Annotated in this window: 17 protein-coding genes; 9 read left to right on the top strand and 8 right to left on the bottom strand. The window is 50.8% G+C overall.

The annotated features are described in order from the left end of the window. Entirely contained in the window at positions 1–1,725 is a 1,725-nt protein-coding gene (locus FRIGORI9N_RS09340; protein WP_159570018.1) for a bifunctional protein-serine/threonine kinase/phosphatase, read from the top strand. Here FRIGORI9N_RS09340 and FRIGORI9N_RS09335 read toward each other — a convergent pair. Further along, the gene (locus FRIGORI9N_RS09335) at positions 1,722–3,719 is read right to left on the bottom strand and encodes an alkaline phosphatase (protein WP_159570016.1); all 1,998 of its coding nucleotides are present in this window, start codon (positions 3,717–3,719) and stop codon (positions 1,722–1,724) included. The two genes, FRIGORI9N_RS09340 and FRIGORI9N_RS09335, sit on opposite strands and share 4 nt — an antisense overlap. A gap of 272 nt (positions 3,720–3,991) precedes the next feature. Here FRIGORI9N_RS09335 and FRIGORI9N_RS09330 point away from each other — a divergent pair, with 272 nt between their 5' ends. The 5 genes from FRIGORI9N_RS09330 (at position 3,992) to FRIGORI9N_RS09310 (ending at position 9,240) form a co-directional block, all read left to right on the top strand. Next, positions 3,992–5,005: an alpha/beta fold hydrolase gene (locus tag FRIGORI9N_RS09330; protein WP_159570014.1), complete on the top strand. Its 1,014-nt coding sequence runs from the start codon at positions 3,992–3,994 to the stop codon at positions 5,003–5,005. Positions 5,006–5,090: 85 nt separating this feature from the next. Further along, positions 5,091–5,501, top strand: coding sequence for a hypothetical protein (locus FRIGORI9N_RS09325; protein WP_159570012.1), 411 nt, complete (start codon positions 5,091–5,093; stop codon positions 5,499–5,501). Continuing rightward, positions 5,498–6,067 carry an AAA family ATPase gene (locus FRIGORI9N_RS09320; RefSeq protein WP_159570010.1) on the top strand — a complete coding sequence of 190 codons (570 nt, stop codon included), beginning with the start codon at positions 5,498–5,500 and terminating at the stop codon, positions 6,065–6,067. Before FRIGORI9N_RS09325 ends, FRIGORI9N_RS09320 begins: the two co-directional genes overlap by 4 nt. Before the next feature lie 64 nt (positions 6,068–6,131). Beyond that, positions 6,132–7,019: a DUF6279 family lipoprotein gene (locus FRIGORI9N_RS09315; protein ID WP_159570008.1), complete on the top strand. Its 888-nt coding sequence runs from the start codon at positions 6,132–6,134 to the stop codon at positions 7,017–7,019. A 73-nt stretch (positions 7,020–7,092) separates the two neighbouring features. Then, entirely contained in the window at positions 7,093–9,240 is a 2,148-nt protein-coding gene (locus FRIGORI9N_RS09310; RefSeq protein ID WP_159570006.1) for a hypothetical protein, read from the top strand. A gap of 9 nt (positions 9,241–9,249) precedes the next feature. Here the strand turns inward: FRIGORI9N_RS09310 and FRIGORI9N_RS09305 are convergent, their stop codons facing one another. After that, positions 9,250–10,284, bottom strand: coding sequence for a hypothetical protein (locus tag FRIGORI9N_RS09305; RefSeq protein WP_159570004.1), 1,035 nt, complete (start codon positions 10,282–10,284; stop codon positions 9,250–9,252). Between the two features lie 57 nt (positions 10,285–10,341). Between FRIGORI9N_RS09305 and FRIGORI9N_RS09300 the strand changes: the two genes are divergently transcribed. Then, entirely contained in the window at positions 10,342–11,037 is a 696-nt protein-coding gene (locus tag FRIGORI9N_RS09300; protein WP_159570002.1) for a hypothetical protein, read from the top strand. Between the two features lie 21 nt (positions 11,038–11,058). Here FRIGORI9N_RS09300 and FRIGORI9N_RS09295 read toward each other — a convergent pair whose 3' ends face one another. The 3 genes from FRIGORI9N_RS09295 to FRIGORI9N_RS09285 form a co-directional block, all read right to left on the bottom strand. Then, on the bottom strand, positions 11,059–13,140 hold the full coding sequence (locus FRIGORI9N_RS09295) for a TonB-dependent receptor (protein ID WP_159570000.1): 2,082 nt from the start codon (positions 13,138–13,140) through the stop codon (positions 11,059–11,061). 99 nt (positions 13,141–13,239) lie between these two features. Next, positions 13,240–13,482 (bottom strand): hypothetical protein, encoded by a 243-nt coding sequence (locus FRIGORI9N_RS09290; RefSeq protein WP_159569998.1) that lies wholly within the window; start codon positions 13,480–13,482, stop codon positions 13,240–13,242. A gap of 22 nt (positions 13,483–13,504) precedes the next feature. Then, positions 13,505–15,106: a DUF4331 domain-containing protein gene (locus FRIGORI9N_RS09285; RefSeq protein WP_159569996.1), complete on the bottom strand. Its 1,602-nt coding sequence runs from the start codon at positions 15,104–15,106 to the stop codon at positions 13,505–13,507. A gap of 155 nt (positions 15,107–15,261) precedes the next feature. Between FRIGORI9N_RS09285 and FRIGORI9N_RS09280 the strand changes: the two genes are divergently transcribed. After that, the gene (locus FRIGORI9N_RS09280) at positions 15,262–15,954 is read left to right on the top strand and encodes a queuosine precursor transporter (RefSeq protein WP_159569994.1); all 693 of its coding nucleotides are present in this window, start codon (positions 15,262–15,264) and stop codon (positions 15,952–15,954) included. Here the strand turns inward: FRIGORI9N_RS09280 and FRIGORI9N_RS09275 are convergent. The 3 genes from FRIGORI9N_RS09275 to FRIGORI9N_RS09265 form a co-directional block, all read right to left on the bottom strand. Further along, entirely contained in the window at positions 15,938–16,468 is a 531-nt protein-coding gene (locus FRIGORI9N_RS09275; protein ID WP_159569992.1) for an NlpC/P60 family protein, read from the bottom strand. The genes FRIGORI9N_RS09280 and FRIGORI9N_RS09275 overlap by 17 nt on opposite strands. Positions 16,469–16,642: 174 nt before the next feature. Continuing rightward, positions 16,643–17,986: a sodium:alanine symporter family protein gene (locus FRIGORI9N_RS09270; protein WP_159569990.1), complete on the bottom strand. Its 1,344-nt coding sequence runs from the start codon at positions 17,984–17,986 to the stop codon at positions 16,643–16,645. Positions 17,987–18,340: 354 nt separating this feature from the next. Further along, positions 18,341–19,237 (bottom strand): tetratricopeptide repeat protein, encoded by an 897-nt coding sequence (locus tag FRIGORI9N_RS09265; protein ID WP_159569988.1) that lies wholly within the window; start codon positions 19,235–19,237, stop codon positions 18,341–18,343. 47 nt (positions 19,238–19,284) lie between these two features. Here FRIGORI9N_RS09265 and FRIGORI9N_RS09260 point away from each other — a divergent pair, with 47 nt between their 5' ends. Beyond that, a complete protein-coding gene (locus FRIGORI9N_RS09260) occupies positions 19,285–19,968 on the top strand; it encodes a hypothetical protein (RefSeq protein ID WP_159569986.1) in 684 nt (227 codons plus the stop codon).

The following is a 19,968-nucleotide window of genomic DNA, read 5'->3' as shown; positions in this document are numbered from 1 at the left end:
GTGAGCACCTCACTGCAGATTCGATTCGGTGGTTACTCCATTGCAGGCGCAAAGCCTGTGAATCAGGATGCGTTTGCAGCCTTGTGCGGGCATGCTGAATCGAATTTGCTGAAAGGTGCAGCAGCAGCCATTGCCGATGGGGTCAGCAGTTGTGCAGACTCCCATGTGGCCAGTCAAACTTCAGTGACCAGCTTCATCGATGATTACTTTTCAACGCCCTACACCTGGAGTGTTCACAAGTCGGCCCGGCAAATTATTTCCAGCCTGAACGCCTGGATATATCAACAAAACAGTAACCGCGCCAGCCACAACGACAGCCTTTTGACCACATTTTCTGCCGTGGTATTGAAATCGAACACCCTGCATTGTTTTCACGTGGGCGATTCCCGTGTGTATCACGTGCGTGGGGATGCGATCGAACGGTTGACACAAGACCATGTGCGCACTGAACGCGGACAGGAATACCTGTCGCGCGCATTGGGTGCAGACCGGCACCTGGAGCTGGACTACAGCACCCATGATTTGCAGGTGGGTGACCTGGTGTTGCTGAGTACCGACGGTGTTCATGGTGTGCTTAAGCGCCCCGAACTACTGGCCCTGATTGCCCAACACGGAACCACTGATCTGGAGTTGCTGGCCAAGCACATGGCGCAAGCTGCCTTGAAAGCGGGCAGCGATGACAACTTGACCGTGTTGTTAATGGCAGTCGATGCCCTGCCCCAGGAAACGTTGGACGAAGTGCACCGCAAGCTGACGCAATTGCCCATACCGCCTGTGCTGCAGGTGGGCAATAAAATTGATGGCTACGAGGTGCAGGAAATTATTTTCAGTGGCACACGCAGCCACATGTACCGCGTGCGCTGCACGGAAAGTGGCGAGCAATTCACCCTGAAAACCCCGTCGCTGAATTTCTCGGAAGACGCGATGTACCTCAACGGTTTTGTGCGCGAAGAATGGGTGGGGCAAAGTATTCAGCACGTGAATGTCATGCGAACCCACGTGCCCAAACGCCCCAAACAGTTTTTGTACTATTTGGGCGAATACATTGAGGGCATTAACCTGCGGGAATGGATGTACGACAACCCCAAGCCCGGCATGGACGCGGTGCGGCGGATCATAAAGCAGGTGGTGGCGGGGCTTCGTGCATTTCAGCGAGCCGACATGGTTCACCAGGACATCAAGCCTGAAAACATCATGATCAATTCCGAAGGTTGCGTGAAAATTCTGGATTTCGGTACCGTGCTGATTGCCGGTGCAGACGAGCTGATTTCACCGCTGGACAAATCAGTGCCGCAAGGCAGCGTGAATTATGTGGCCCCCGAATACCTGATGGGTGAAGTGGGCACATTCAAATCCGATTTGTTTTCACTGGCTGTGGTGGTGTATGAAATGCTGACAGGCGCCCTGCCCTTTGCAGAAAAAACCGTGAAACAGGTCACGCTAAAAAGCTACAGCGACATGCGCTACATTGCAGCCAACCACCCGCGCCGTGACTTACCTTTGTGGGTTGAAGCCTGCTTGCGCAAAGCGCTACAGCCCAACCCCCGCTACCGCTACGATGCGCTTAGCGAATTTTTGCAAGACCTGACCGTGCCCAACACCAAACTGGAAGCCAGCGTGGCCAGGCAACCACTGATTGAAAAAAACCCGGTGGTGCTGTGGCAGGTCATCGCGGTTGTCTTATTAATTATCAACCTGCTTCAGTTGCTGCTGCATTCAAGTTAACGCGCCAGCACTTGTGCGGACATGGGCGCCAATGGCGCAGTGCGTGAACTGCTGCTGGGCTGAACGGGCATGCCATGCAGGGTGACTGAATCGACCTGGTTTTTAAATCGGGGCGTTGGCAAGCGTGTGGGCTCATCGTTCGCAAAACTCACCATTTGCACACCCAATACATCGGGCGCGTTGTCTTGCAGCTTGTTTTGCCACCAGCATTCAAACACGGCTTTGTCTTGGTCCAGTTGCACAATGCCATAACCGTGTTCAACCCACTCCATGAATTGAACATGCTTGTTGCCCAGCATGGTGGCCGTTTCAATTGCACGGCTGGCTGCCACATGCACAGCAAACGGGCTGCCCTGCAATGCGTTGGCCACAAGTTCATCGGCACCGCCTCGCCCCATTGAAGAAGGCGCAAACTCAACAGCAGCTGAAGCCGCGCGTAAATTCACACCTGGCAAATTGGCGGTGGCTGCCCGCTGAAAACCTGCCGCAATATTTTCTGGCGATGTGCCCTGTCGCAAGGTGGGCGCTGGGGGTGCAACCTGGTATTCGTTCAACACGGCAGTCTGATCATCTTCCACCACATCGCTGATCCAGTTGCCATGCATGTCACCGGAAACAAACACCGTACCATTCACCGTGGGCACTTCTGCACCACCACGCAATTGCGAAATCAGCAAATTTCGCTCGGCGTTGTAATCGTTCCAGCGAACAGGCAAAGGCATCACAGGCGACCCCACCACATTGGGCACCACCCACGGTGCAATCCAGGTTTGGTTATTCAACACTTTCCACAGCACACCATCGCTTTCATCTTTTCGCAATTGTGAAAGCAACCAGTCAAATTGGGGTTTGCCAAACAAGGTCGGCGTGCCTTCGGGCAGGTGTGAGGCATCTGCCTCCAGTCCATAGGCGGGTAAATAGCTTTGGGTATCCAAGGCGCGAATACTGGCCAGCGGGCCGTAGTTCAAACTTCGGTATACCAACAAAGGATCAACCGGCGATGGGTATTCTGTGTCGGGGTAGAAAATAAATTCACCGCTGCCATCGGCCTTCACTGGACGAGAAGGGGTCCATTCCCAAAAAGCGCGCGTGGTGTCTTGCAAAGTGCAAGTGGACTCGACACCTTCAGGCAAGGTGGTGGGCAATTCGTTGCCAAACCCCGGATCAATGTCGTGGTTGTCCCAGGTAATAAACCACGGGTGTTGCTGGTGCGCCGCCATCAAATTGGGGTCTGAACGAAACAGCGCATAACGTCGGCGGCATTCGTCAATATTCAACCAGTCGCGATAATCCACATAGGCTGTGTCTTCAATGTTTCTGCGCGCCCGAACCTGTTCGTCTTCGTCCACAAAATCATAAATGTAATCGCCACAGTGAATGACCAAATCCAGATCGTCACGTTGCGCAATCGCCCCATAACCACTCCAGGTGCTTGACCAGTAACTGGAACACGACACCACGGCCAGTCGAATCGCCGACACCATGTCTGCGGGCGCAGTGCGCGTGCGGCCCACAATGCTGCTGTGAGGCCCGGTTACAAATTGATAGTAGTAAGTGGTGGCAGGCTGCAAACCCTGTGCATCCACTTTCAGGGTGTAATCATTTTCCGCCACCACGCGTTGCGTGCCGCGCCGTATCACGTTGTTCATGTCGGGTGTGGTACTGACCAGCCAGCGTACCTGCACACCCTGTACCGGGTATTCCGGCAAGGTGATTCGGGTCCACAAAATAACCCGGTCAGCCAAGGGGTCTCCACTGGCCACACCGTGCGCAAAAGGCATGGCCAACACCATGGGAAAGTCAAACCCTGCAGGCTCGAAACCTGGTTGCGGCAAAGCCTGTTCGAATTCATTGCTGGCGATAGGCGAACCCGCGCCCGGCCCGGGTTCAGAGGGATCGACCGGCCCGCCAGGGCTGTTGGTGAGTACATTGTCCCCGCCACAACCTACAAGGCCAGTTGCTGCCATTGCTTTCAATACATCACGCCGCTTCATCCCGCCACCTATGCCTTGTTGTTAAGGCTTGTACTGCCAAATGACCAGAAAGGATTGAGCAAGTGACCGAGCAGGCTTACTAGATGACTTGTATTGGAAATGAAATATGTCGGCTACCTGACACAAGCTGAAGGAGTACTCAAAAATATCGGGCTGGCTTGCAAGGACAGTGTAAGCCAAGCCCCGAATGATGAAGACAATAACAAAGACAATGATTATTTCGAAGTATGCTTTGGTAAGCATGTATCAATACTAAAAATAGAAGGTTCAACTTGGCCAAACCTGTCCGCAAGTCCAAAGGCAAAGAAGTAACACCCATTAGCGAAGGCGCAAAACTGGTTGATCAATACTTTGATCACGTCGGTGAAGCTTTTCTGCGCCACGCGCCGGAAATAGACCCTGAAAAGCTGAGGGACTGGCGGCCCAAACTGTTCAGCTTTACACGTTTAAACCCTTGGTATGGCGGTTTGGTGGGCGTGCACCGCAAACGCATTGGTGTGGGTAGAGACAAACTGGTTTGGCTGGAAATTGGCCAGGAAAGCAGCCCTGCCCTGTTGCTGATGCATGGCTTTGCTGCCGCGAAAGAACACTGGCTGCCATTGCTGCCATTTTTCGCAGGACAGTTTCGCATTTTGATCCCCGACCTTCCAGGTTGGGGTGAAAGCGGCTTTAACCCGGATCGCAATTATGGTCTAGAGGACCAAACCGAACGCCTGCACGACTGGCTCACTGAAATTGGCGTACACAAAGTCAACGTGGTGGGCAATTCCATGGGCGGCGCCTTGGCCGGCCTTCTGGCTGCCCGCTTTCCTGAAATGGTCACCAGCCTGGTGCTAATGGATGCCTTGGGCTTGCCGGGCACCGAGGAAACCGACTTCATCCGCGAAGTGTTGCGCGGCAAAAACCGGCTTGTACCGCGTGCGCCGATGGATGTCATGAAACTGACCGACCTGGTCTTTCACAACAGGGCACTGGCCGCATCGGCTGCCTTTTTTTCTGCCACTGAATTGATTCATCGAAGGGACGTCAACGGCTTTCTGTTTCAAGAAATGCTCAGCCGTCGCCCCGATTACACCAAGACCACATTTGAGGATATTTCAGCGCCGACCTTGGTCATGTGGGGCAAAGAGGACGATGTACTCCACATCAGCTGTGCCTACGAGTTTGAGCGCCTGATTAAACGATCAGAAATGTGTTTGTTCGATGGCGTGGGTCACTTGCCCATGATTGAAACGCCCTACCCCTGTGCACAAGCCATCAAGGAATTTGTACTCAGGAACCTTTGATTGGATATTTCCCTGTGAATTGCCAATTTTGTAGCATTTTGCTACAATTAAAGCGTTCACAGGTATTGAATCAAGGAAGTACACCATGGCCAAAGCCTCTTCACCCATTCGAATTCAGTCTGATTTGATGAGCAACGCTGCCGTGCTGGGTAAACTACACCACCGCAGTGCAGCCGAGCAAATTGAATATTGGGCCAGCATTGGTCAAAAAGTTGAAAGCCTGCTCGACCCGGAAACCCTGTTGCAAATCAAGGCTGGCCTGTTGCGCGTTAAGCTGGAGCAGGTCAATGCGCCACCCGTAAGCGCAGACTGGGTGTTTGGCAATTTGGACATGAAACGCAGCACCGGTGAATTGAAAAGCGAGGTTAGCCAGCACAAGGTGCGCTACCAAGCCAGCACCACACACCCGGGCATGCTGGAACAAATTGATGCCAAGGGCAAAATCAGGCTGGGTCAGTTCGACAACGGCGTGTTCACACCACTCAAATTGGCATGAAACAACTGTGGCTGCTGGTGGGCGGCAATGGCGCAGGAAAAACCACTTTTTACCGAACCCAGCTTGAACCCCTGGGCATGCCATTCATTAATGCCGACAATATTGCGCGCGATGTCTTCTCGCAAGCACCTGAAGAACACAGCTACGAGGCGGCGAAAATCGCCGAAAACCTGAGAAACAGCTTGCTTGAACAAGGCAAAAACTTTTGCTTTGAAACGGTGTTCTCTCACCCCTCCAAAATTGATTTTGTAGCCAAGGCCAAAGCCTTGGGCTACCAGGTGGTGATGGTGTTTGTTCACCTTGAACAAAGCAATTTGAACAAGGCCCGAGTGCACCAGCGCATTGAAACTGGCGGGCATGCAGTGCCTGAAGACAAAATTGAAGCACGAATTCCGAGAACCGTTGACAATGTGTTGAATGCCCTGCCGCTGTGCGACGATGTTTGGGTGCTCGACAACTCCAGTGCCCAGGAACCGTTCCGAAAAATACTGCGTATCCACGGTGGAGTACTGAATCAATTTGTGGATCCGTTGCCTGAGTGGGCGCATCGTTTCAACGCACAGTGAACGAATGCTGGCTCACTGGGTCATAAACACACAGTTTTAACTTTTTGAGTGCCCAGAATTCGTGATGAAACCGGCAATTCGAACCCGAACCTTTTTACTCATGGCCTGCCTGAGCTTGCTTGCAGCATGCAGTGCAATCAAACTGGGTTACAACAACTCGGCCACTTTTGCGCACACTTACCTGACCAACAAAGTCGATTTCGATTCTGAACAATCCGCTTTACTCAAAACAAGTCTGAACAACATTGTTGAATGGCACCGCAATGCCGAACTGCCGGTGTTGGCCAATGAATTGCAAACAGCTCGCCAGGCTTTGGCGGCACGCAATGGCGTGGTAACACCTGTCAATGCCGCACAAGTGCAGGCCTTAAACCAGGCAATCCGGGCCTCCCTGCGCCGCACTGCCAACGAGGCGGCCCCAGTCATTGCAAAAAACATGTTGGGCTTGTGGCCCAATCAAATTCGGGATATTCAGCAAGCGCTTAACAAATCCAATGTGGAATACCGCGAAGAACGTTTGATGCAAAACGCAGAAAAACGGGTCAACGAGTCCATTGAGCGCATGACTGAACGATTCGAGCGTTGGCTGGGCACATTAAACCCTGTGCAACTGAAACAGATTGAAGCTTGGGCACGAACTGAAACACGTTGGGCCGAATCGCGCTACGAAAACAGGTTGGAGCGACAGCAGCAATTCATGGATTTGGTGAACACAGCAGCGAACCGTCAAATTGACCAGGCCACCTTAAGCCGCGAGATTGCGCGATTGCTCAACGCTTGGCAAACCCCTTCCAGCCCAAGCGACAAACAGGAAAGTGAACAACGGCAAAAGACCACAATTGCGCTGATTGTGGATGTGCTTAATTCGGCCACGCCCGAGCAACGCAATAACGCAGCCGACCGCGCGGCGGGCTGGGCGAAAGACTTCCAGATTCTGGCCAGCAGCAATTAAGTTTTATTTGAATCCATCAGTACTTTACCGAAGTAAAAGTTCATCGTACCCAATGTAAAAATGGACTTTTACCGTGCCTTGTAATTCCCCCAAAAAACTGATTTCGCTAACACTCGCTTTGCTGCTCGCAGCCTGCGGCGGAGACGACACAACTGTTGCGAACAACAGCAGTACTGGAACGCCCGTAAACCCACAAGAAACCGAACAATGCAATGAGCAATCGTGGTTTGGTGGGGTGACCGAAGTGTGCAATGGCGTGCTGGTGTATCGGGATTATGTCTACGATGATTACGGCGCAGACACAGGCTTGCTGTCCCCAAGCCCCACGTTGCTGAACCTGGCCAGTCGTTCAGGCCAAAATGAGAATCCGTTTGCCAATACACCTGGCCTGCTCTCTCCCACAGCGGGCGACTCTCGCTATCCGGTTGGCGCGGAAAGCACAGCCGATCTGGTAGTACTAAGAGTGAGTCGTCAAGGCAATACCTACACAGCCACGTTTGAGTTGAATGCACTTTATGAAGCAGGTCAAACCATTGCTGCGATTGCACTTGATACCGACAACAACCCCGCCACGGGATCAGAAAGTCTGTTGGGTTTGGCTGTGCAGGGTGCCGACATCACTTACGAATTCAACACGGGCAACCCCGATAGCAATTTGATCACTGGTACATTCCCTGCCCCAGCCAACGGCAAGTTCAAAATGTGGGCGGTGACAGCGCAAAGCAGTGGCGAAGTCATGAACGTGGCATTTCGAGGGCATGAAGAAGAGGCTGGTGCTGAAGGCACCATACCCTCGCAGCTTTTGCCCGGCAAAGGCAACTGGTGGGAAGACAAGCAGGCAGCCGCACTGGGTGCAGGCGACATAAGCCAATTTTTTGCACAAATCGACAGCCGCAAACTGACAGCGGGCAACACCGAAAAGGCGGTGGTCGATGCAGGCTTCAGACAACGGGTTTATACCTCAAAGTACACGGCACCGAATTCCACCGGAGAAGGCATGGTGTTGCAGGCCGAGGCCAGCAGCCCTGAAACCGACAGCATGTTCTGCGGCCAGTACTTCCACTTTGTCGGCAAGTACCAACCCTATGGTGTGTACATTCCTGCAGGCGGTAATTTTGACGATCAACGCAGCCTGCAAATGATCATGCACGGTTGTGAAGCCAATCACGCCAGCCAAATTAATCAACCCGGAATGCAGGCGCAATTTGGCGATCAACTCGATCGCGTGTTGATCTCGCCCTTGGGCCGCGGCCCATATGGTTTCTATTCAGGCTTGTCTGAACGCGATGTGCTCGATGTACTGGACGACGCCCTGAACACATTCAACATCGACGAAGACCGGGTTCTGGTGGGCGGCTACTCCATGGGTGGATATGGTTCCACGCGTTTGGCCGCGCTGTACCCAGACCGCTTTGCCGGCTTGAGTAACTGGGTGGGCTTCACCGGCAGCATTTTAAACACGCCACTGATTGGAGAAGCATTGATTCAGGGCGAACAGGCGTTAACAAGTACCCTACCCTTCGCCTTTCCCTTGAGTAGCACCATCGGTGGCGTTGGCAACATCAGCAATTATCTGGGCAATTTACGCCACATTCCTGGCACGCATTCTTATGGCGCGCTGGACGAGCTGGTGCAAGTGAATACCGGATTGGATTGGGCCTTGAAACTGGGCCAGACTGACGGTGTGTTATACGAGTTTTACATGCACCTGGTGGCTGAACACCTGACCCTGATTGCACTCGATGAATGGGGCAAAGAAGCCGAGTTCACACGCAACCTGACCCGCGTGAAGAACCATGGCCGAATTACGTACAAAACCAATGAAGCATTTGCATACCCGGAATACGACATCAAGCATGACAAAGCCTATTGGCTAAGCCGTATCAAGGGCCGTGCCGAAGGCGACATTGTCATAGACGTAGAAAGCTTTGCCTGTGCACGAAGCACCAGCACTTTCGAGAACGGGCAAACGGCTGGCAATGGGCCAGTACCTTTCATCCAGACTTTCCGCAGGTTGATGGGTATGCCAGTGCAGGCAGCCAATGAAAATCGCCTCACAGCCAATTTGACCAATGTGACATCAATGAGAATTGACACGGCGGCTAGCTGCCTGCAAAACGGCGCAGCCTACACTGTCGTGTCAGATGGTCCCGTGGTACTGAATTTCAGCAACGGCAAGGTATTGAATCTGCCAGCAGGCACCAGTACAGGTAACCTTTAAAACCATCGATCAGGCAAGAAGGTCTTGCACCTTCTTGCTGCTGTAAAAACGCAGCAAATTGCGACGCAGGAAACTTTCCGCAACCCCTTCCTTGATCATCAAGGCAGCCAGGTCCGGAATGTAATTGTCCAGTTCGCCCGTGATCATTTCATGGGTGATCCCGATGTCGTCCAACAGAGCTTGTAGCGACTGGTCGCCATACTTCTCAAAGAAAAAGTCGACACCCAAATCAATGCACGACTTCAAGTACTCGGTGTTGCGGAATTCAAGCCAGAACTCATAGCCCAGCACCATGAACTCCTGGAAGTCTTGCTCGGTCAGGTAATCGCGATACGCGGTCAACGGCCACTCGCGCACCACATCCCAAAAAGCCAAAGCGCTGTTCATGGCTGTTTCACGGTATTGCTCGTTGTCCAGGGTTTCATCCACCATTTCGAGCGAACCTTTGACGCCACTTTCCATCAGGTTGCGCACTCGGTCTTCAAGACCTTCTGACAAATCGGGCGCTTTGGAGCTGAGCCACTCCCGCACTTTGCGTGTGCTGCTGGCCACCGTCGAAAATTTCATCAGGTTGTTTTGCTCAAATACATAGCCTTTGAGCACGGTGAAAATGACGTCTGACAAAAAATGCCGAAATGGCGTGCTGTTTCTGATGTTGGTGACAGCATGATCAAGCACACCGTCTTGCTCAAATATTTTCTCGATGAATTCTGTCGCGATTGAGTCGGACACCACCTCGCCAATCTTTGTGGTCTGGCTGGCTGGAAATTCAAAAATGCGATTGGCAATTTCACCAAACAACTCGGGAATGGCACCACCAATTTCCATTTCCACGGCATAACGTTGCGCAGTGGCCTTGACCTTGTTTTCATCCACAGCATCGCGCAGGCGAATGTATTCAAACCTTCCCAGGATATGGGTCACTTCGTCGGCAAGCAAAGCCTGAAACTTTTTACCTTTCAGGTTCTGAAGCCAGAAAGCAACTTCGGCCTCAAGCAGTTGCGAAGCCAAATCTTTGGGTTCCGGGATTGAGGTTTTTGCCATTGTCATTCCGATGTGTAGTACTGTTAAATGATTCTAACCTGCGGCACCAAAGTTGTTATGTTGAAGAAATTAATTGCCCTGTTCTTTATTAGTACCACTGCTCCAGCCATGGCCCACTTAACCTGGATTGAGGCAGGCGAGCAAAGCCTCGGATTGTCTACCGGGCACAATTTCCCCGCAAAGGAAATCACGGTGAAAGGCGAATACGTTCAAACGATTCGTTGCACAACCGTGGTGGGCGAATTGTTCGAGCTTGGGTTTGATGCGCAAAGTATTCGCTATGTTTACCCAAAAAAACCAGCCAATTGTGTTGCCCAACTTAAAACCACTTTGATCGAACTGACGCCAGCCCAAGGGGTTCAGCACTTTTCCGAAAACAAAGTGAGCAAAACACTGATCGATCAGGTACGCGCCAAGCAGAAGTTTGAGGAAGTGTATTTCAAACTTGCACAAATCAAGCCAGTACTGGTTGGCGATCCGCTGTACAACAAGGACATTGCACAGTTTGTGAGCAAGCCCGACGATCCAAAAACGATTTATGTGTACAAAAATGGTGAGCCTGTACCCAACCTGCCGGTGGGCCTTGAGTACCCGGAAACTCCGATTACCCTGTGGAGCAACACCGACGCTGAAGGCAAAGTCAAATTGATCTTGCAACCCACATCAAAAGCGCTGTTAAGAACACTGATCACCGAACAAAACGGCACAGGCTACAAAAGCCAGTTTCTCTCTGTCATTCTGGAGCCCCAATAAGCAAATTGCCAGGCAACTTTTCTAGAATTGCAAACTCGCTGTCAGGCGAATATGTCTTGGCAATGCGGGGTGGAATGTTTTTCCAAATGCAGCATTGCCAGCCAGAAAATATTCCTGAGCATACTGAATATCGCTGTTTTCCCGATCAAAAAGATTGAAGATTGAAAGGTTCAGGCTCAGGTCTTTGTTCAGCCTGAAGTTAGCGAACAGGTCTGAATTAATGACTGAGTCCGATTGAATGCTCCGGTCTTCAGTCAATGGGGCGCTACCCACATACTTGAACTTGTAACCAAGCTTGAGATCACCCCAGGTTTGACTCAATGACACCGCGGCGGACTCCTCAATTGCGTTCGGAATTCCGTTGTCGGTCACATTCACAAACCGTGCATCCACCAGCGTGACAAAACCATCAATTTCAAATCCCGTTTTGTTGAAGTAACTTGCAATCAACTCCAGTCCATTTCGTTTTGTTGCACCATTTGGCTCAGTGGTGCCGGCGTCGCCCACAAATACAAGTTCTGAATCACTTTCCAGTTGAAACAAAGTGGCTGATGCGCTCAGGTTTTTGCTGGCGTTGGTGGATTTAATCCCCAACTCAGAGCCTTTGGTTTTTACCAGGTAATCAACCGGATTCGCTGTGAACAAGCCACGGGGATCATTGCTGTGAAAACCACGGCCTGCCGCAAAAAACAACTCGGTGTTGTGCGCAAAGGGCTTCACGCTGGCTGTAAATTTCGGGCTGACCTGAGAATCACTGCGGGAACCTGAACGCTGTGTATTGGGCGTACCAGGGTCTTCATCGTCATCAAACTCACCATTCAAATCAACATCAAAGCTGTCGTATCGCAAGCCACCTGTCAATTTCAACCACGGTACAGGCTGCAATTGCTGAGAAACGAACAAGCCAAGATTTTGCTGCTCAAAGTTATCTTGGTTACGCGTGGCCAAACGTTCACGTGCAATGGATTCATATAGACCCGCCGGATTCACATCATCAACGCGATAATCAAGGCCCATTGCAAGCTGAGAACGCATGAACGTGAGGTTCTCGAAAATGGTGTGCGTTACGCCACCACCATAGGTGGTTCGACTATCGAATTGATTGAATTGATCTGACCTGACACCTGGCCGACCAAACACTGAGTTGTCGCGAAGGCCGTAAGTGAAGTCGCTAAACAGATCGAGCTTGTAATCCGCAAGGAATGCGCGAACTTGTGTGATCGACTGGTCCCAAACCGTGGTGAAGTTACCGGAAACCGCATGCCGTTGGGTAAATCCACCGGCTGTTGGATCCAGACTACCGAAGCGATTGACCAAGCCACGTTCCACTGCCTCGACTGGAATGTGATCGGTCGATGTCCATTGTGATTCGTATCCGGAGTATTGCACTTCAAATTTCTTGCTGGCGTCAATTTGATGACTCAACTTGAGCAGCATATTGTATTTGTACTGGTTTTCAGCCACTTCCCAGGGACCGTCATTTTCGGTCACTTCGAGGGCATACAGCAACTTGGTTTGTTCATCATTCCATGTTGTTGAATTGGCCAACAGTCCACGCCGATAGCCAAACTCACCGACTGACAACGAGGCCAATCCTTTTTTCAACTCGCTGACGTAATCGATATTCAATGAGCCCGCAGAACTGAAATCACCATCTTGCGCAAAGTAAGGCCCCTTGCGATATTCAATCCTGGACAGAAGTTCAGGAATGATCATATTGGAATCTGCATAACCTTGACCGTGTGCATGCCCAGGCAAGTTCAGTGGCGCACCAAGAAAATTAATGGACAAATCAGTGCCGTGATCAAGGCTGAATCCGCGAAGAAAATATTGGTTGGCCTTGCCCCCACCGGAATGTTGCGTGACATTCAATCCGGGCACCGCTTCAAGCACATCGGAAGACCTGGCAGGGTTTTGATTGGCCAAACGTTGCTGCCCCAAAATTCCCTGTGAGCTTGTGATGCCGCCCAAAGTATGAACAGCTTCGATATTTTCTGTCACCGAGATCTCATCAAGCTCCTGATTGTCAAAGTGAATGCCATGGCTCCACGCACTGCCAAAGATCAGCAAGCAACAAACAGCAAGAACAGATTTGGTTTTCATTCGGGTTTCCGTAACAGCATATTGAACGTTTAACTAAGCAAAAAAAATCCTGCAACCTTGTGAGTCACAGGATTTTCCATACAGTACATTAACTTTCGGTTAGTCAGGCAGATCAAACGGCTCGTCTGTCTCGGAAGTTGCCAGCATCAAATTGCTGACATCATCAGGTTCCCCGGTTTCCGTGCTGCTACCAACCAGTGTGCCTGCTTCTGTGGAACTGATACTGCCATCGCTACTGGCGCTGCCCAGGTTAAACGGTGAACCGTCTCCACCACCACATGCAGCAAGCGCAAGAATTAATGCTCCGCTCGCACTAAGTCCAAGTTTGTTTTTCAGATTCATGATTCCTCCTTGGGCTCATACATTAGTTAACCGCACCAGGAATTGGTGTATTCAAGTACGGAAATACATTGAGAAATGGCACTTGTGCTTGATCAACAGCATCATGCACCTGCAGCGAGGTATCACCCAAAGGCACACTATCTGGATTACAAGCTGAACTCAAGGTTGTTCCAGGCACAGTGTTTAGCCCAAACCCGTTATTTGCACCATTGGCTACGCACAAACCGCCCATCACCGCAACTAGCGCCACATCAACCACATCGTCTTTCGGTCTGCGGCCATTTGGAAAGCCTGCCAAGTCGCCGGCGAGTACACCGAGAGTCTGCTGTTCAGCAAATGGCTTGGGGGCAATCGTGGTGTTCAACCGCAACATTTCCGAAAGCGTCACATTCGCAGGCCGGTTCACACCTTGAATACCAGCAAGAAAAACATTGAGCAGATCGGTACGAGGAAAGTTTATGGGGGCTGTGTTTTCAAGACCAGGCACAACCATGCTTATCAACTGAGGCAAGGTAGGGTTCGAAACATAGGTCAAGAATTGACCATCGCCACTTGGCTTGGATGCATTGAACCGGTCTTTGTCTTTCAAACCGATTACAACCTCGTTGACCAAAGGCATGCCCAAGCGTGAAACCTGAACCCATGCACCACCTACTTTTTCAGCTTTCTGGTGGCCTTGCCCTGGAACGCCGTCGCCAATTTGAACCTGACGCACGCTGGCTGTGGTCCAACCACCAATCACCTTCTCTGTACTTGGTGCCAAACAATCTTTGTGAATTTCCAAAGCAATACTGGTGACGTTTTTGTCTTGAATTGAATTGGCTGCGGCTTCGTTTGCAAACATAGCCCTGTTGCCAATAACCTCTGCCGGCGCGTTTACAAGGTCGAAGATTGTGCCCAGATTAACCGCAAAACCTTCCTGGCGCTGACCTACAAACACACGTGCCTGATTAGTGCCGCTTGCACAACCCGGAATGCTCACAGTGTGAATATGTTGATTTGCATAGGTCTGGTAAGCCGCGGCATCACCCAGCGTTTTTTCACCAATATAATCCACTGGTTTTTCCAGCGTGGTACTGCCTCCGCTGGTTTTGGCAGCCAATGTACGGTTGCTATTGCGGCGACCATCGCGAACCACGGTCATGGTATAGCTTTCGGTTAAATTCAGGTTTGGATCTGACAAAGCAGACACCGTTCCGGCCTGAATCAAGGGAATGCTAACCGATGGCGGATTGGTGGTGCCAATTGGCAGCTGAATATCTCGCAGCGTATTCTTGAAATTAAACTGAAAAGTGATTTCTTCCTGCGCATCGCCATCGTTGTCGATGTGAATTTCATACAGGGCATTGGGATCCATCGAGAAGTAATTCGGACCGCCATAACCGTCTTGCAACGGTTGATAATTCGCGATCACGGTAATGAAATCAGACCGGTTCGTCTCGTAGCTTCGGAACATGTAAAAGTCAGTTCCATCTGCTTTTGGTGTGGTGGTAATTGAGGGCGCTTCGCGATGGCTAGAGGCAAATGCCGCCACGCTCAGGACTGCCAAAAGGCTACCTGTCAGAATTTTCTTAGTAAACTTATTGTTCTTGTTCGGGTTTGTCGCCTTCCTTAAACTGTTCATTTTCCCATCCTCACTGCAGTTGACACTAAAACATTAAACAAAAATTATTACTGTTTGAGTATAGGGTGCGATATTCATTACTACAATAAGCACAATGACTACGCGATACACTCAACAAACACATTAATCACACTAACCATTTGAGCCAGTTTTGGATGCGCCAATATAAATACTATGAGTTTGTCCTGGTCGCTTTTGTGGCCGTGCTGCTGTGCTCCAACCTGATTGGGCCTGCAAAAATTGCCGAATTGAACCTGCCCATGGTCGGCACGGTCACCTTTGCGGCAGGCGTGTTGTTCTTTCCCATTTCCTATATTTTTGGTGACATCCTGACCGAGGTGTATGGTTATGGCCGTGACCGAAGGGCTGTGTGGGCAGGATTCGGTGCGCTGGCCTTTGCCTCATTCATGGCGTTTACCGTAGTGAACTTGCCTGCTGCACCCTTCTGGGTTGACAAACAAGCGGCCATTGAAAGTGTATTTGGCAACACATGGCGAATTGTTCTGGCCTCGCTGATTGCATTCTGGAGTGGCAGTTTTATCAACAGCTTTGTGCTGGCCAAGATGAAAATCTGGACCCAAGGCAAATGGTTGTGGACACGAACCATTGGCTCCACTGTGGTGGGTGAATTCATTGATTCAAGCTTGTTCTACACCATCGCATTCTGGGGAATCATGACCACCGATCAAATTATCACGGTGGCATTAACCCAGTACGTGCTTAAAACCAGTTGGGAGATACTCGCTACGCCGCTGACGTATTGGATAGTCGCTCGATTAAAACGAGCAGAAAATGAAGACTACTATGACAACAAAACCAACTTCACACCATTCAGTTTGAAGGTGTAAAACCGTTCAACCCAATACGGCGTGCGGTAATAAAATGACGCTGCCAATAGGGGCTGAGCAACTTGGCTATTTCAACACCCGCGCGTGTGGACACATGCATGAATTGGTCGTTGCCCATGTAAACGCCCACATGTCGGCGTGTGGGACCCGTGCGAAAAAACAGAAGGTCACCAGTGCGTAAATCAGCGATATCCACTCGCTCGCCCATGGTCATTTGCTCACGCGAGCTGCGCGGCAATTGAAGCTTAAATTTGTCCTCGAACAGTGCTTGAATAAAGCTGGAACAGTCGACACCATTTGTACCGGTACCGCCCAACTTGTGGCGAGTACCTGCCCAGCTTGAATAATGAGCCAATAGTGCATTTTGAATTTCAGTGCTGTATGACTGCTCGGGTACGGGCTGATTCAACAGAACGTCCAGCGACGCTTCACTGGATGCAAAACCCGGCCAGAATGCAACGATCAACACCAGAAAACTGCTTTTCACATTGTTGAAACGTTTTACATCAGCCATGCGTATGTTCCTGAAGGCATATGGTGGGTAAGCGCGTGCTTGAGCAAGGGGACCGTATCATGGCGGCAAAGCGCAGAACAATCGGTAAAACTTGGTAGAAAACTCGAAACAGGTTCAAGTGTGGACGGCAAACCGCAGAGATTGCGGTTTGCCGGTTTGATAAGGATTCAGAAATTATTTGTTGGCGAAATACTCGTTTGTGAGTTTCACAATGACAGGCGAAAGCAACAACAATGAAATCAGGTTGGGCAAGGCCATGAACGCATTCAGCGTGTCTGCCACCAGCCATACGAAGTCAAGTTGGGTAACAGCACCCACCATCACGAAACCTGTCCACAGAACGCGGTAAGGCATGGTAATTGCCGTTCCGGCGATGAACTCCCAGCACTTTTCACCAAAATACGACCAGCCAATAATGGTCGAGAAAGCGAAAAATGCGAGTGAAATCGCCAGTACATACTCACCAACACCGGGCAAGCCTGTGGCGTATGCGCTGGAGCTAAGCGCTGCACCATTCACACCACTGTTCCACACGCCGGTTACGATGATCACCAAACCAGTCATGGTGCAAACAATGATGGTGTCGATGAAGGTACCCATCATGCCAACCAGACCAGACTCAACCGGGTTTTTGCTCTTCCCCGCTGCCTGGGCAATACCTGCTGTACCCAAACCAGCTTCATTGGAAAAAATTCCACGTGCCACACCATAACGAATGGCCAGCATGATCGCAGCACCGGCAAAACCGCCTGTGGCTGCAACAGGATTAAATGCGCTTTCAATAATCAAGGCAAAAGCGGCGGGAATTTCCTGAATGTACATACCCAGAACAATCAGCGAGGTGATGATGTAAGCCACGCACATGAAAGGCACGATTTTTTGAGCCACTGCACCAATTCGCTTCACGCCACCAATCAACACAAAGCCCACCAACACGGTCATCACAATTCCGGAAATCCATTTGTCGATGCCAAAAGTGACATTGAGCACATCGGCCACGCTGTTGGACTGCACCATATTGCCGATACCAAAACCGGCCAGGCCACCAAACAAGGCAAAGGCAATACCAAGCCATTTCCAGTTCTTGCCCAAGCCATTTTTAATGGCATACATGGGGCCGCCCACTTGATGTCCACGGGTGTCTGTTTCGCGATAATGCACCGCCAGCAGCACCTCTGCATATTTTGTTGCCATGCCCACCAGTGCGGTCATCCACATCCAGAACAAAGCCCCTGGGCCACCCAGCGCAATGGCTGTGGCCACGCCAGCGATATTGCCCGTACCCACGGTTGCAGCCAATGCAGTCATTAGTGCAGCGTATGGTGTGATGTCGCCCTTGGCGTTTTCATCAGGCGTGCGGCTTTTCCAAACCCAACGAAAGCCCATGCCAATTTTAAATATGGGCATGAATTTCAAACGTAATTGCAAAAACAGACCAGTTCCCAAGATGGCGACAAGCATGGGAGGACCCCACACGATGCCGTTGATTGCATTAACAAATTGCGTGAGTGCTTCCATGCATTGTTCTCCTTGTTGTGAAAAGCGATGCGCCAATTTGGTGCTGCTGTGGCGAATTTTCAGTTTATTACGCAAGCAATATGCCCGCGACACTTTTATTAACAAATCAAACAAATTATTGGCGCAAAAAAAACCCCGAACCAGGTCGGGGTTTTTCAGAAAAAGTATCGCAACTTACTGTTTCTTTTCGGGCTGCTTTTCGCCTGCCTTGGGTTGATCACCCAGGATCGACTTGGCAGGGCAAATTTTAAATGCAGGACATTTTTGACAACCAACAGCAATCGCAATCGGGCAAACAGTCATGGCGGTCCTCGTTTGTGGTTATGGGAAAGCTCCCACATTCAGTATTGCAGATTAGTGCAATGTTCCGCTAGGGGGTTTATTCAATTGATGACTGACGAAGTTTTGCGCCGCCCCGCGTGCAAAATTCTCTTCCTCGGGAGAAACATCATCAAGCAACAATTGAAGCTGCTCCGGTATGTCGGTCTCGGGAAAAAGCACTTGGTAAATGTAAAGCCAGCTTAAGGCAACACCCCGATCCTTCGACACTTCAACGCCATCGAGATACAGCAAAGACAAACTCAGCATGGACAGGGGTGAACCGAGTTTGGCTGCTTCAGTGAAGTAAGCCATGGCCAAAGCTGCATTTTTTTCAAGCCCTTTGCCGTGAAGATAATACACACCCACGTTGTGCATGGCCTGCGACAAACCGCCCTGCGCTGCTTTGTCAAAATACTTGAAGGCTTGCGCAAAATCGGGCACTGGCGCACGTTCTAGCTCAAGTGCCAGGTGGTAAGCCGAATTCGGATCGCCCAAGTCGGCAGCCTGCCGGGTGTATTGTGCGGTCAAGTCAGCGCTGGCATCCAGATGTCCTTCTACGCCGCCCTTGTATATTTGGGCCAAGGTAAGTACGGCCATCAACACCCCGGCCTGGGCGGCTTGTTCCAGCAAACTTACGCCACGCGGAACATCTTGCATGCCCAATTCACCAGACACCAGCAAACGCCCGAGAATAACCTTGGCATCCACTTCATTCGCTTCAACACCTTTTTCAAGCCACTGCAACGCCTGCTGGCAATCTTCCTCACTGCGGTTCTCTGCATACAGATAAGTGAACGCGATCAGGTTGTAGTGACCGTCCCATTGATGTTTCAGGGTGTCCAGCAAGCGCTGGCGTGCCTGTGGCAACTTCTTCGCAACAAAAAGGGATTTGATTTCGTCGGTGAATTCGACTGGGGGTTGGGATTGCATGGCGTGTTAAACGTAAACTGTTCGAATCGAGATCTTACTGAATAATCATGATCACACCCTATATTGCCGTTCAAATCAAAGAAGATGTTTACACCCAGATGAAGGCGCTGCATGTTCGCGCATCCAAACCCATCAGCGATGAAGACAAAGCCTTGGGGGCTGACCTGCTGGCACAAACCTATGTGCAACTGCTCGATACCTGCTTTACTCACTTGCTCGACGAGTTGAACAAAACCCAGCCCGACAAAATGCTGCAAGATGCATCAAAGGTGATTCACAAGGTGCAAAGCGAGGCACAGCACTACATCGGTTGGCTGATCAAATTCATCGCCAACAAACGCGTGCCGCCGGTGATACACCACTTTCACGACATGGTTCACCTGCTGAACCTGAACGGCAAAGAATGCCCTTACATCGTAATTCCGGTCACCACGACTTATGCCGAAAATGCCAGCGATGTCATGAATGCGCTGGCCATGAAAGACGATACGCGCATTCAAGAAGGTGTTGAGCTGTTGATTGAGGCGATTGAAACTGCGCTGGTGCCGCTGGTGTACACACCCAAAGACCTGATGGGTTTTAACTTTGTGATCAGCAAAACAATCAACGGTGTGATCAATGTGCTGCACACGCTGTTCAAACACACACTGCGCAAACTACCCCCACACATCAAGGTGGAAAGCTGCCCCAATATTGCAGCTCACTTTGAAAAGTTTCTGATCAGAAAGTAA

It is taken from the genome of Limnobacter sp. 130 (assembly GCF_902506325.1).
GTDB lineage: Bacteria > Pseudomonadota > Gammaproteobacteria > Burkholderiales > Burkholderiaceae_B > Limnobacter.
Note: the sequence above shows the minus strand (reverse complement) of the source record. Positions and strands in the feature narration are given on the sequence as shown.